The sequence below is a fragment of the Bacillus sp. AFS015802 genome (assembly GCF_002561455.1).
Classification (GTDB): domain Bacteria; phylum Bacillota; class Bacilli; order Bacillales; family Bacillaceae_B; genus Rossellomorea.
Map to the genome: position 1 here is coordinate 86,620 of NZ_NTUP01000013.1, position 12,946 is coordinate 99,565.

A 12,946-nucleotide genomic window follows, 5' to 3' on the forward strand; every position below is an offset into this window, starting at 1 on the left:
CCCCTCCTTTATTTATAAGTTGATTACGTTGTTTCTTTTGATCTTTTGGATACTATCCAAACCATGTTGAAGATCCTTAATCAATTCATCCACGTTTTCAAGGCCTACTGATAATCTCAATAAACCATCCGTGATCCCCCTTCGTTCCCGTTCCTCTTTCGGCATGGAAGCATGTGACATCCTTGAAGGATACGAGAGGATGGATTCAACTGCTCCTAAACTGACGGCGAATACAGGGATGTTGACATGTTGTATGAGCTGCTTCACTTCCTGTTCCCCTTTTAACCGGAAGGAAAGAACCGCGCCGGGGCCCTCTGCCTGGCGAACCTGGATTTCACGACCGGGGTGATAGCTCAAACCCGGGTAATACACTTCTTCAACTTCCTTTCTCTTTTCTAAGAAGCTTGCAATCTTATAAGCCGATTCAGAAGACTCCTTCAACCTTACGTGCAGTGTTTTCAATCCTCTTAAGAGCAGCCAGCAATCCTGGACCCCAAGGACAGCACCAAACGAATTCTGCAGGAAAGCAAGTTTTCCAGCAATCTCTTCATTTCCAGTGACGGCAAGCCCCGCTAACACATCACTGTGTCCGGCAAGGAATTTCGTTGCACTGTGGAGGACAACGTCCACACCGAGTCTGATCGGTCTTTGAAGCAGTGGGGTCATGAATGTATTATCAAGGAACGTCAAACACCCATTTGCCTTGGCGAGCTTCACGACCCCCTCAATATCCGTGATGTTCAGAAGTGGATTTGATGGTGTCTCCATATAGATCACTTTCGTATTGTGCTTGATTGAACAAGCCACTTCATGTAAATCCTTCATGTTCACAAAAGAATAATCAATGCCGAACTTAGTGAGAACCTCCGTGATCATCCTGTAGGTCCCTCCGTACACCTCTTCTGATACAAGGACATGATCTCCACTTGACAATAATAAAAAGCTTGTTGAGATTGCCGCCATTCCCGAGGAAAAGGCAAAACCCCTTACCCCGCCTTCTAATTCAGCGATCGTTTCTTCGACTGTTTCCCTCGTTGGATTCCCCGACCGGCTGTAGTCGTACGTTCCATACTGATCAAAGTTCTGTTGATGGAAGGTTGTCGCATGATGAACCGGCGTAGAAACCGCTCCTGTCTCTTTATCGAAACCGTGAGAATGAATGAGTGACGTTTGAAGTGAAAATGGTTTTTTACTCATACGTAAGCACCTCTTTTTCCAATTGATGAAATACATTCTCCAAGTCTTCAATCAGGTCATCAATATATTCAATTCCTACAGAAAACCGCAGGAGTCTGTTGCAGATCCCCATCCTTTTTCGTTCTTCTTCAGGAATGTCTGCATGGGTCTGGGTGGCAGGATAGGTGATGAAGCTTTCAACTCCCCCTAAGCTTTCAGCAAATGTGATCACTTTTAAATACTGGAGGAATGGCCCTACCCATTCTTCCTTTGCCAGCCGAAAGGAAAGCATGCCGCCTTTACCCGGATATAAGACGTCCGTTATACATCCATGCCCTTCAAGATACTCCGCCAGTTTTCTTGCGTTCCTTTCATGCTGGGCCATTCTGAGACTAAGGGTTTTCATCCCTCTCAATAAGAGCCAACAATCAAAAGGTGCCAGAACCGCGCCGATTGAATTCTGAATGGTGTAGATCTTTTCCGCCAGTTCCTCTGTCTTCACGACCACAACACCCGCCAGGACGTCGTTATGTCCACCCAGGTATTTCGTGGCGCTGTGAATAACAATATCCGCTCCTTCTGTTAGTGGCTTTTGAAGAACGGGTGTGAAGAAAGTATTATCGACAATCAAGAGCAACCCATTTTGTTTTGCAATGCCGGCAACCCCAGAAATACTCGCTTCATTCATCAATGGATTGGTCGGCGTCTCAAGAAAAATGGCTTTGGTTCTGTTCGAGATCTGTTCTTCTATAGAGCCGGAATCACTTGTATCGACAAAATGAAATTTGATACTGTATTGTGCTTCATACTGAACGAATAAACGGTAGCTTCCTCCGTATAGATCTTTGGATACAATCAATTCGTCGCCTGTTGAGAACAAGCCCAGGATCGACTGTATCGCTGCCATTCCCGAACTGAAGGCAAATCCCCTGTGCCCTTCTTCCAATAAACTAAGTGTTTCCTCTAATGTGCTGCGGGTCGGATTTCCGGTCCTCGTGTAATCATAACCGGTCGATTGGCCGATCCCCTTATGTTCATAAGCCGTCGATAAATGAATGGGTAAGCTGACAGCACCCGTTGCAGGGTCTTTCCGATTTCCCGCCTGGACAAGCAACGTATCGATATGTTTGTTCAACATTCTTCTCTCCTTTTCTCTCCCTGAAAACGAAAAGGGTAAAAACAAAAAAACCTTCTTATTGAAAATAAGAAGGTTTTGTACGTTCGTTCTCCCTCTTATCGTCCAAGTTGACATCAACTTGCTGGAATTAGCACCATACCTAAAACTCGCGGCTGGTTGCTGAGGTGTCTTCGGGCCAGTCCCTCTACCTCTCTTGATAAGAAACAATATGAATTTGTAAAGTGCTTTCCCATAACTTATACCAAACAGATAAGACTGTCAATGAAAAGTTTGAATTTTAAATTAATTTTTTCATTTGGTGAATTTCCCAACGTTGCGGACGCTTGAATAAATAATGGTAATTAAATCCAATTTAAAAATTGATGAAGTACTGTCCAAACAAGATTTTTATAACAAGACTTCCTCATCGGCTTATCGAGCTTTTCTAAATCGGGCCGCCCTAATGTTTAACACACTCCAAAAGAGTTTAAACACATAGAAGAATCTTACAAAATTTACAGGAGTGATGATAGTGAAGGGTGTTACGTTCCAAGGAAAAGAAAAGATGGTCGTGAAAGAAGTAGCGGATCCAGAAATTCAGGTGAATACTGATATTATAGTAAGGATTACTGCAAGCGGAATTTGCGGTTCAGACTTACATTTATACAAAGGGGGGATAGAACCGGAACAAGATTATGTTGTGGGACATGAACCGATGGGTATCGTCGAAGAGGTCGGATCGGAAGTGAAATCGCTTAAAAAGGGGGATCGCGTTGTTATCCCTTTTAATATTGGCTGTGGGAAGTGTTTTTTCTGTGAGAACCAAATGGAAAGCCAATGTGATGAATCCAATCCCCATGGAGAAGTTGGCGGTCTTTTCGGATTCACCGAAATGAATGGTGGATATCCAGGTGGTCAAGCGGAGTATCTGCGGGTACCATATGCAGACTTCACATCATTTAAAGTCCCTGAATCAAGTCAACTGGAGGATGAAAGTGTTCTCTTCCTTTCAGATGTTATACCCACTGCTTACTGGAGCGTAGAAAACAGTGGTGTAAAAAAAGGGGATACGGTCATAGTGTTAGGTAGCGGTCCAATTGGGTTGATGGCCCAGAAATTCGCTAAATTGAAGGGCGCGGAAAGAGTCATTGCTGTAGACCAGGTAGATCATAGACTTGCTCATGCAAAACGTACCAATCAAGCAGAAATATTTAATTTTCAAAATCATAGCGATATAGGGTCTATCCTGCATGAAGAAACAAAAGGGGGCGCTGATGTTGTGATAGACTGTGTTGGAATGGATGGGACCGTTCAGCCAAATGAATCGTTCGGTTCTGACTTTGATAATCAATTTGGGACGATAAGTCCGATCAAGACAGCTTCAGAAGCGGTTCGGAAGTTCGGAACTGTTCAATTGACGGGTGTATATGCTACAGAAGCAAATCGATTTCCCTTAGGGGACTTTTTCAGCAGGAATGTTTCCATTAAAATGGGACAAGCACCCGTGATTCATCTGATGCCAAAATTATACGATATGATTGAAGAGAAGCAATTTGATCCTACCGACATCATCACCCATACCTTTTCGATTGAAGAAGCGGCCAAAGGGTATGACATTTTCGATAAGAAGTCCGATGGAAATATTAAAGTAATCCTCAAACCTTAAAGATATAGAAAAAGCCACAGTCTGACAAGATGCGGCTTTTTCTATATTTTCTTTAGATACATTTTCTATAACAAGTGTTGATCAATGATACAAACCGATCTTTTGTTTGATTTCTTTCATAAAAGGGATGATTTTTTTTCTTGCCTTTTCGGCACCATTTTGCAGAATCTGATCCATTGCCTCTGTGTCACTTAACAATTCGTTATACCTGTCACGCGGTTCTTTCATAAACGAGTTCATCACAGAAAACAATTCTGCTTTTGCTTCTCCCCAGCCAATTCCGGAATGAAACCTCTGTCTCATTATTTCGGTTTGTTCTGACGATGAGAATTCTTTATATAACGAAAAAATGACGGATGAGCCGGGATCCTTTGGTTCCTCGGGAAGAGAGGAATCCGTTTTAATTTTATTGATTAGTTTTCGAAGCTTGTTTGGTTCTTCGAATAATGGGATTGTATTGTTATAGCTTTTACTCATTTTTCGTCCATCAAGTCCCGGGAGGACAGACGTCTCCTCCTGTATGCCATAGTCGGGAAGAACAAACGTTTCACCATATTGTTTATTAAAACTTTCCGCTATGTCCCTTGCAATTTCAACATGCTGAATTTGATCCTTTCCAACCGGAACTAATTCAGTTTGAAATAAAAGAATATCCGCTGCCATCAATATCGGATAGGTGTATACTCCCATGTTGACTCCAGAATCCACTTCTCTGCCACCATTTTGATTTTCTTCAACTATTGATTTATACGCATGTGCCCGGTTCATTAGCCCTTTTGGTGCAAAACAAGATAGGATCCAGCTTAATTCAAAGATTTCCGGAACATCAGATTGACGGTAAAAAATCGCTCTATCTGGATTCAAGCCTAAAGCTAACCACGCTGCCGCCACCCCATAAGAAAGTTCTTTCATTTCAACGGGATCATGGATCTTTGTTAAGCCATGATAATCCGCAACAAAATAAGCGGTGTTATAAGATTGATTCTCTGCCAAACCCAAGGCCGGTTTAATCGCACCGATATAATTCCCTAAATGAATACGCCCTGTTGGTTTGATACCGGTCAAAACTTGTTTTTTCATCATTATCCCTCCCTTAAATCATGAAAGAACACAAAAAGGGCTTCCCATCCTTGTAAAAGGACGAGAAACCCGTGGTGCCACCTTCATTCGTTTACCTTCCGTAAACGCGCTTTTCATGTACAGAAGTTCAGACTTCTCTACATTGTCTCTTTTACCGGTGAGACCATCCGCCATAACCTACTGTTTTCAGCCTGGTAGCTCCAAAGCCCATTCAACGACCTTCCCACACTGATTTCCACCAACCATCAGCTCTCTGAAGTGTTTCGCTCGCCTACTCTTCTTTATCATTGCCGTTGCAAGTATTTACTTGTTTCCATTATTTTAATGCATCGGAAAATAATGGTCAATAGGTGTTCGCATATGATTATATTTCTTTCGAGGATAGAGGAAGAAAAAGCTTTATGCCTCTTTTATTAAAAGGAAGAAATTTCATATCCGCGATCAGGTGACTGCTATACCCGATTACACACGCTTCGAATACTCCATCTATCATTAAGGAAGACTCCAGATAATGGGCAATCACACCATAAAAGATGATTCCAAGGACTGAGTGGGTATAACTGCGATGTGGAACGAATGAGGCAATGAAAATATATATCCCCAACAACCATAGCCACGTTTCATTCAATTGCCAACCGCATGCCGTCACGCCGATCCCGGTGATCATCAGCATCCTTCTCTGTGTGATGAAACTTGAGAGAATCATCATTCCGGCGCCATAACCGATCCCAAGCCACTGTTCTTTACCGATTCCTTCAAGATAGCTGTATACCATCATTAAAAAACCAATGATTTGTGCCACTGACCTGATCATTTTCGAGGAAAGAGTGACCCTGTTACTAAGCTTTCCATCAATATCCATATCAGGCATGAGCCCGGATACCCCGCCTATTGCAACAAGTGCTGCGGTTATATCCGGACCAGATCCAAATGAGTTGGCCACAATAAATCCTGTTGCTGCCCCGATTGCCATATGTGCTGTGCCGTTCAAGTGTGACCTCCTACTCTCATATTTCATTATGTATGTACTAGATTACTATAATAGCCTTTATACTCCTTATTGACTATGGGAAAGATGCATTAGTTTCTTAAAGTCGCCCTGATATCCGATTGATGATTTCTAAAAGATAGGATCTTTCGTGGGGGACGAAATGATGGTAACCCACCTTATGACCCAACCGTTGTTTTATCCCTTCCTTAGATATAAGAAATCCCTCTATATCGATTTCTTGTTTGACATCTAGAATGAGCGATTGAAAATCTTTCACCGTTGAACGGAAGATACCAGAGACTTCTTCCCGCTGAAGGTGAAATTGTTCATATGATACCGGCTTTGTGTAGAGAAATACGTTAGTAAACTCCCTGTCCGCCATTCCTTCTTGTAAGAGCTCCCCTTTTACGACTCCCAGAGGATGCAGTTCCTTAAACGGTACGGGTATCCCCAGCTCTTCATGGACTTCCCTCACACCGTCTTCGATCTTCTCATCAGCCAGTATATGGCCTGCAGCTGTAATATCCAAAAGGCCCGGGTAATCCTTTTTATTGTCACTTCTTAATTGAAAATAAACAAAGCTTTCCTTTCTGCTGTCATCATAATGGGCAAGCCAACAGTGAAAGGTCTCATGCCAATACCCTTTTGCATGAACCTCTGACCGGCTTGCCACTCCAATCCTAATACCATTACCGTCCAAGACGGCCAGTTTTTCGGTCTCCACGAAATCCCTCCTCTGCTTTATATCATTTAACCTTTTCCAAATAATCTTTGATTTCCATCAGATCATGGACCACAATGTCTGCTTCAAGCAATTCGTTTTCCTGTGAAAAATCAAAGGCACAGCCGATTGAAAGAAACTGATTCTCCTCAGCCCCTTTGAAGTCCGATTTTCTATCACCGATCACCACCCCGTGAGTGAGGCCATGATTCTCCTTCACTTTGCGCAGTAACTCACCCTTATCCTTTGATTCAATCTCCTGGATGCTGTACCAGGAAGAAATCCATTGATCCAACGAGTAATATTTCACGATCGCATCCAAATAATGAGGATAACCATTGCTTGCCACAAAGATTGGAAACCCTCTTGCGGCCAAATAGGCCAACAGGTCCTCTGTATGGGGATAGAGAGCCCCCATCCCACTTAAGATGTTTTCAATCAGCTTATCTTGAAATATCTCATTCACTTTTTCATGTACGTGTATGGCGTGATGAGGTAAAAGGGTCTCCCATACAACAGAAAGGGGAACCCCCATGATTTCCCTGCATTCTTTAAGGGGAGTATCCCCCTCCCACATCTCTTCATCTCTAAGTAATTGGAAGGTATCATGAAGTGAAGCTTCCAGTATGCGGTTGGTTTGAAATAACGTACCATCCATGTCAAAAATCATTGCAGCTTTCATTATATTCTCCTTCATTCCCATTCGTACAATCAGAATCTTTCATGATCCATTCTGAACTTTTCGGATAGGCTCGACTAAAGCCTCTCTTATCATATCAAATTCAGGACCATTTTGAAGCAATCATCAAAGGTATTCATTGCCCTTTAGCGGACTTCTCAGCCAAAAAAAAGACACTTGAGAACTTCCTCTTGTGTCTTTTTACTTTCAAAGTATTTTCCGTTTTTCTAAGACGCGTTTGGAAGGTAAAAGAGGACCGTCAACATCATGCCGATCACAGAGAAAATTACAATCGTGACTGCCACCGACCGGTGATACTTCGAAACATGTTTCTTCTTTGACACGTTAAAAAACGTAAATGCCATTAACGAAAGAACAAACAAAGCTATAAACAAGAGCTCGCTCATGGACAATCCCTTTCTTTAGTAAGGTGTATACATCTATACTATATGAGAACACTTTACCATAATTTCTTATTCAACAAAAATGATTAAACCCATCTGGATATTTCAAGTAATCGTCAGAAATAAAAATAGAGCCACGGGGGAGTTTTTTGCAAAGCTTTTTCCCAGGACGGTAACTCGTTAAAAGCTTGCTCCGTCAACTTTTCACTATCCTTTATATCTTCTTTGATGAGGGACTCCAAACGCCTGGCAACTTCTTCGTCCCGGATGATGCAGTTGCCCTCATCATTTAAATAAAAGCTTCTCGGATCCCAATTCGCTGTCCCGACGTCTGCCCATTCATGATCAATGACCATGACCTTGCCATGGAAGAAACCTTTTTGATACAGGTAAAGATTCACTCCCTCTTTCAAGAGGCCCTTTTCAATCCGGTAGCTCGGGGGCTTGGTAAACCAGGCATCTGTATGATCAGGTACAAGGATATTCACCTTCACCCCTCTTTTGACAGCGTTTTTTAATGCAGTGATCAGTTTATTGTTTGGGATAAAGTAGGGGGTAGTAATGGTCACACTCTGTTCTGCTTCATCGATCCATTCGGTGGTTCTTTCGACCAGACCGTCTCCCGTAGAAAAGAGAAAATGAACATTGCCTCCCAAGCTGTCATTGGAGGTGTATGGATCGTGATCACTCTTCATCCTTTCCCCACCGTCCTCATCCCAATCCGTCTTGAACTGCCTATATACTTCTTTTCCTGCATCGCCTGTCATCCGTAGGTGGTAATCTCTCCAATAGCCCAGCTTCGGATCTTTCCCAAGATATTCATCACCCATATTGAAGCCTCCGATATAGGCAATTTTCTCATCTATGGAGATAAGCCTGCGATGGTTCCGGTGGTGAAGGGAATAGAAGGCGTTTTTAAAGGAAATGGGCCTGCTTTTCAGGACCTTCACCCCGCCCTTTTTCAGTTTCCTGATTGTATCCCGATGGATATCAGATCCAATAAAGTCGACGGACAAGCGGACGTCTACCCCTTTTTGAGCCTTTTCAATCAATAAGTCAAAAAAACGATTGGAGACTACATCATCCCGAATGATAAAAAAGTGGATCCATACGTGATTCTCAGCATGCTCGATATCTTCAAATAGGTTTTCATAAAAGCTTTTTCCCGTATTAAAGATATCGATTGAAGCGTTCCTTGAAAGCGTCTCCGTGATCGGGTGAGTCTCTGTATAGTTTTTCATCCCCTGTCTTACATCCCAGTTCATAATGAGGATGAATAGGATGGAAAAACCAGCGAACATCACAAATCCCTTTACTCCTTTTTTCAACATGAGAACTCCCCTCCCTCGCTATGTACTAGTATCTTTTGTCTAAGGGAGGGGACTATGCATCCTCGGTTAAAGTTTATCATCCAGTTCAGTCAATCAAAGTCAAAAAAAGCGTCAACGCTATGTCGACGCTTTCACCTTTATTTCTTATTTATTACCAGCAACTTATATATATAATGGGCGATGACAAATAGTATGCCTCCAACGAATGATCCCAGTGTATTCATTATCCAGTCGTCAATATCCGTTGCTCTTCCCAAGGGCAGATAATATTGGGCGAGCTCAATTCCAAAGGAAAACATCCCCCCTAAGAACGTGACCATTAAAATGAGTTGTTTCGAGTGTCTCATCCACCATGCGAGAAAAAAGGTGAAAGGAATAAATAACACAATATTGGCCAGGAGATTCCGAATCGGCACATCCAAATGATTTCTGTAAATTAAATTCAACTTAAGATTGGAAAAAGGATCGAAATTCACGGACCCCTCGGACACGTTTTCCAGGGGAGTCAAGGTGATCAAACAGATGCCCCCTATTGAGATACAAGTAAATAATACAGGAAGTAAATTCATCCATCTGCCCTTCCCTCTTCTTTTTTTCCAAAAGGAGATCGCAAAGATAAGGGTAACCGTCAGAATGATCATAATTGGAAGAACCCAGCCAAATGCGCTCCATAATTCTTTCATAATTTCCGAATCCTACTTTCCTCTATGCTGCAGACCAATCAGCAACATTTCTCTTTTAATAGCTTTTATCAACAAGAGCATTTTATATTTCAAACTTCCTTTTCAACCCTTTGTCCATAAAGCCAATCCACTTGCGTTTTTCGTCAATACGAACCGTTAAGCCTTCCTTATCAAGCTTTTCTAAAAACGGGATCATATATTTTCTGGATAAGCCCAATACTTCTTTCGCTTCTCCTACATGAAATGTTTCATCTGTATGCTGCTTCAAACGAAATAATGCATCGTTATAGACCTTAATTGAGTATGAAATCCGCTCATCCAAAGGTACTATTTTCTTCTCTTGCACGAAAAAATGATAAAAGTCCGAGTGCCATTTCTCGGGAATCCCAACCTGTTTAAAATACTCTTCCATGTCACGCACCTGTGTTCCGTCACGTTCCAGTGAAACGAGTAGCTGACTGCACCTTTTCTCCCATTCAGGGGGGAGACGGGGGAAGAAGCCGTCTAAATGAACAACTCCATTTTCTTGCCCATACCTCCCTTGCTCCAATGCATAATCTACCAGAGCCCCAGGATATTCACTCAAGTGTTGTTTTAATTCCCCTCGATTGACTCCCTTTAATAACGGGAAATCATCATGAAATTTTGTGAGGATTTGGTCAAGCATATTCTGGCATTCTTTAACGATCTTACGGTGGGTAATGGTTGAATCGGAAAGGTGGATCCAGTCCTTTTCCTGTAGTGATTCATCCAATCTTTCTTCTTGAAGGGAGACTTCTTTCATTAAAAAGTCCCTCCTTACAGATTTATGTCGATCAAGTACTTTTAGCACCCGTTCACCTGGCGTCCCGTCCATTTCGGATTGAAGGAAAGCAATCGTCTCTTCCCCAAACGGGTATTTGCCCCCGTTCGGCTTGATGATCCATCCACCACCGATCGTTTCAACCGGTGATGGTCTTCTGACAATAAACCGGTCACCCCTTTTAACCACGATGTGTTCATCAAGACGAATCTGACATAGGATCGTGTCGGTGTCAGCATGCACCTTATTTCGATCAAAGAATACAAGCTTACCCATGACCTCAGAAGTCCCTGAGTGAACCATGACCGTCATTCTTTGCCTGATATCATATTGGGATGCATTCAACACCTTGAGGGAGACGTCAATGGTGTTCGTTATAAAAAAATGAGTGGAGCTGACAAGTACATTTCCCCGTTTAAGCTCTTTATAGTCCACTCCGGAAAGATTGACAGCAGCCCGTTGACCTGCGTATCCCTTTTCGGCCTTGTGATGATGTACTTGTATTTGTTTCGCTCTTGTATGTATCCCTTGTGGCAGGACACTCAGTTCCTGACCCGTTTCCAAACTTCCTTCATAGATGGTCCCTCTGACCACAGCTCCCTGCCCCTTTATCGTAAAGACCTGATCGATGGGTAATCGAAAATCACCGGAAGTATCCCTTGAAGGCATCTTCTTCAAAGAAGAAATGATCGCTTCTTTAAGTTCAACCACCCCTTCTCCCGTTACACTATCCGCTAACAGAATCGGAGAACCTTCAAAAACCGTATCCTTCAATTCTTCGATTACTTCTTCACGGGCCATCTCCCTTAAATCTTCTTCAACTTTAGCCGTTTTCGTCAGAACTACGATGCCTTGTCTTATTCCTAAAAGGGACAGAATATCAAGATGCTCCTTTGTTTGAGGCATCACACCTTCATCAGCGGCGACAACAAGGATGACCAGATCAATTCCTGCCACACCTGCAATCATCTGCCTGATGAAACGCTCATGACCGGGAACATCCACTACAGAGATTTCCATACCCTCATCCTGATATAAAGAGGCGAAGCCGGGTTCTATTGAGATTCTGCGCTCCTTTTCCTCTTTAAGACGATCCGTATCTACAGACGTAAGTGCCTTTGTGAGAGTCGTTTTTCCATGATCGATATGTCCGGCCATCCCAATCGTGTAATATCTTTTCCTCATCCTCCCACCACTCTCTATGTTTTCTTTTTGAATCTGAAAATCAGCACTCCTGCCATGATGGCAAAGCAAATCCCAAACAGAATCCCTTTCCATACTTCCCCTTCAGAAAAGGATTTCACCACCCAGATAAAAATAAATAATGAGATTAATACGTCAAAAATCAGTATTCCTTTAGAATTTCGAATATATATTCACCTGCTGTCCTTTAAGCTGTAGATTCTTTCACTTTATCATGTTTCTTCATCAATGCTCCACCATGGCGATATTCACCCGTCAAAAGGACGTTTTGAACCGCGTATGGATCCCTACCGGCTTCCAACCCCATTATATTTATTATAAGCGTTACAATCCCGATATCGGAATGGGAAATGATAAAAAAAAGAGAATCACCTGACATTCTGTGATTCTCCCTGAAAAAACTATTCAGATCCTTCTTTGATTAATGTTTTCATATCTTGAACAATTTCGTCATAAGGAACATCACTATTGCCACTGTAGGTTTTGACCACTGTACCTTCCTGGTTCACCAGGTAGAAGCTCGTCCCATGGATCATCTGATCTGAATTGGGGTCGTCCGCTACGATCGAACGGAATGAATGCTCGGCAAGATCCTTCACTTCATCAAATTTGTAGCCCGTTAAAAGATCCCATTTACTCGTGTCTGCTTCAAAGTTCGATATGTATTCTTTCAATGCGTCTGGCGTATCTTTTTCAGGATCTACACTGAAGGAAACTATTTTGTAATCCTTTACACCCTCTTCTTTAAGCCTCTTCTGTAACTTAGTCAAGTTGAACGTCATTGGGGGGCAAACTGTTTCGCAGCTGGTGAAAATGAAATCCGCAATCCATACCTGTCCTTTTAAATCCTTTAAGCTGACTGATTGATTATTCTGATTCGTATAGGAAAAATCCTTCACTTCATAATCTGTTTCTGCTTGAAAGTCACTATTGCTGCAACCTGCAAGGAGAATCCCGATGATCGCCATCACCACAATGAACGTTTTGGTTTTTGACATCTATATCTCCTCCGACTTCTATCTTTCTCTCCCATTCTATGTTAGTAAAAAGAGGATAAAAAAACAATTCCTACAGGGGATTTTCATTGTCTATT

The 12,946-nt window shown here is 42.4% G+C and carries 13 protein-coding genes, 1 riboswitch and 1 other annotated feature; of the genes, 1 reads left to right on the forward strand and 12 read right to left on the reverse strand.

Going from position 1 to position 12,946, the window contains the following annotated elements:
* Positions 1 to 12 precede the first annotated feature (12 nt).
* Positions 13 to 1,197, reverse strand: a complete 1,185-nt coding sequence (metC, locus tag CN378_RS09410) for a cystathionine beta-lyase (protein ID WP_098351634.1) — start codon at positions 1,195 to 1,197, stop codon at positions 13 to 15.
* The gene (locus CN378_RS09415) at positions 1,190 to 2,314 is read right to left on the reverse strand and encodes a methionine biosynthesis PLP-dependent protein (protein WP_098351635.1); all 1,125 of its coding nucleotides are present in this window, start codon (positions 2,312 to 2,314) and stop codon (positions 1,190 to 1,192) included. The genes metC and CN378_RS09415 overlap by 8 nt, the downstream gene beginning before the upstream one ends.
* A gap of 92 nt (positions 2,315 to 2,406) precedes the next feature.
* Positions 2,407 to 2,517: riboswitch (SAM riboswitch) on the reverse strand.
* A 308-nt stretch (positions 2,518 to 2,825) separates the two neighbouring features.
* On the opposite strand from CN378_RS09415, the gene CN378_RS09420 reads away from it, so the two are divergent.
* Positions 2,826 to 3,959 carry a zinc-dependent alcohol dehydrogenase gene (locus CN378_RS09420; protein ID WP_098351636.1) on the forward strand — a complete coding sequence of 378 codons (1,134 nt, stop codon included), beginning with the start codon at positions 2,826 to 2,828 and terminating at the stop codon, positions 3,957 to 3,959.
* Positions 3,960 to 4,040: 81 nt separating this feature from the next.
* On the opposite strand, the gene CN378_RS09425 is transcribed toward CN378_RS09420, so the two are convergent.
* From CN378_RS09425 to CN378_RS09465, 10 genes are all read right to left on the reverse strand, one after another.
* The gene (locus tag CN378_RS09425) at positions 4,041 to 5,039 is read right to left on the reverse strand and encodes a tryptophan--tRNA ligase (RefSeq protein WP_098351637.1); all 999 of its coding nucleotides are present in this window, start codon (positions 5,037 to 5,039) and stop codon (positions 4,041 to 4,043) included.
* A gap of 53 nt (positions 5,040 to 5,092) precedes the next feature.
* Positions 5,093 to 5,336: a binding site (T-box leader), on the reverse strand.
* Between the two features lie 67 nt (positions 5,337 to 5,403).
* Positions 5,404 to 6,030 (reverse strand): metal-dependent hydrolase, encoded by a 627-nt coding sequence (locus CN378_RS09430; RefSeq protein WP_098351638.1) that lies wholly within the window; start codon positions 6,028 to 6,030, stop codon positions 5,404 to 5,406.
* Between the two features lie 97 nt (positions 6,031 to 6,127).
* Complete coding sequence (locus tag CN378_RS09435) at positions 6,128 to 6,754, reverse strand: NUDIX hydrolase (protein WP_098351639.1); 627 nt, start codon at positions 6,752 to 6,754, stop codon at positions 6,128 to 6,130.
* A 22-nt stretch (positions 6,755 to 6,776) separates the two neighbouring features.
* The gene (locus CN378_RS09440) at positions 6,777 to 7,433 is read right to left on the reverse strand and encodes an HAD-IA family hydrolase (RefSeq protein ID WP_098351640.1); all 657 of its coding nucleotides are present in this window, start codon (positions 7,431 to 7,433) and stop codon (positions 6,777 to 6,779) included.
* Between the two features lie 224 nt (positions 7,434 to 7,657).
* The gene (locus CN378_RS22310) at positions 7,658 to 7,837 is read right to left on the reverse strand and encodes a hypothetical protein (protein ID WP_142323590.1); all 180 of its coding nucleotides are present in this window, start codon (positions 7,835 to 7,837) and stop codon (positions 7,658 to 7,660) included.
* A gap of 113 nt (positions 7,838 to 7,950) precedes the next feature.
* Positions 7,951 to 9,165 (reverse strand): cardiolipin synthase, encoded by a 1,215-nt coding sequence (cls, locus tag CN378_RS09445; RefSeq protein WP_098351641.1) that lies wholly within the window; start codon positions 9,163 to 9,165, stop codon positions 7,951 to 7,953.
* Positions 9,166 to 9,302: 137 nt separating this feature from the next.
* Complete coding sequence (locus CN378_RS09450; RefSeq protein ID WP_098351642.1) at positions 9,303 to 9,848, reverse strand: VanZ family protein; 546 nt, start codon at positions 9,846 to 9,848, stop codon at positions 9,303 to 9,305.
* Between the two features lie 82 nt (positions 9,849 to 9,930).
* A complete protein-coding gene (gene selB, locus CN378_RS09455; protein ID WP_098351820.1) occupies positions 9,931 to 11,835 on the reverse strand; it encodes a selenocysteine-specific translation elongation factor in 1,905 nt (634 codons plus the stop codon).
* A gap of 205 nt (positions 11,836 to 12,040) precedes the next feature.
* Positions 12,041 to 12,232, reverse strand: a complete 192-nt coding sequence (locus CN378_RS09460; protein ID WP_098351643.1) for a hypothetical protein — start codon at positions 12,230 to 12,232, stop codon at positions 12,041 to 12,043.
* 22 nt (positions 12,233 to 12,254) lie between these two features.
* The gene (locus CN378_RS09465) at positions 12,255 to 12,851 is read right to left on the reverse strand and encodes an SCO family protein (protein ID WP_098351644.1); all 597 of its coding nucleotides are present in this window, start codon (positions 12,849 to 12,851) and stop codon (positions 12,255 to 12,257) included.
* Positions 12,852 to 12,946: the final 95 nt, after the last annotated feature.

Excerpts from the sequence above, each read along its gene's own strand:
- metC (WP_098351634.1), bottom strand. The coding sequence starts at position 1,197 with ATGAGTAAAAAACCATTTTCACTTCAAACGTCACTCATTCATTCTCAC.
- CN378_RS09415 (WP_098351635.1), bottom strand. The coding sequence starts at position 2,314 with ATGTTGAACAAACATATCGATACGTTGCTTGTCCAGGCGGGAAATCGG.
- CN378_RS09425 (WP_098351637.1), bottom strand. The coding sequence starts at position 5,039 with ATGAAAAAACAAGTTTTGACCGGTATCAAACCAACAGGGCGTATTCAT.
- CN378_RS09440 (WP_098351640.1), bottom strand. The coding sequence starts at position 7,433 with ATGAAAGCTGCAATGATTTTTGACATGGATGGTACGTTATTTCAAACC.
- CN378_RS22310 (WP_142323590.1), bottom strand. The coding sequence starts at position 7,837 with ATGAGCGAGCTCTTGTTTATAGCTTTGTTTGTTCTTTCGTTAATGGCA.
- cls (WP_098351641.1), bottom strand. The coding sequence starts at position 9,165 with ATGTTGAAAAAAGGAGTAAAGGGATTTGTGATGTTCGCTGGTTTTTCC.
- CN378_RS09450 (WP_098351642.1), bottom strand. The coding sequence starts at position 9,848 with ATGAAAGAATTATGGAGCGCATTTGGCTGGGTTCTTCCAATTATGATC.
- selB (WP_098351820.1), bottom strand. The coding sequence starts at position 11,835 with ATGAGGAAAAGATATTACACGATTGGGATGGCCGGACATATCGATCAT.
- CN378_RS09460 (WP_098351643.1), bottom strand. The coding sequence starts at position 12,232 with ATGTCAGGTGATTCTCTTTTTTTTATCATTTCCCATTCCGATATCGGG.
- CN378_RS09465 (WP_098351644.1), bottom strand. The coding sequence starts at position 12,851 with ATGTCAAAAACCAAAACGTTCATTGTGGTGATGGCGATCATCGGGATT.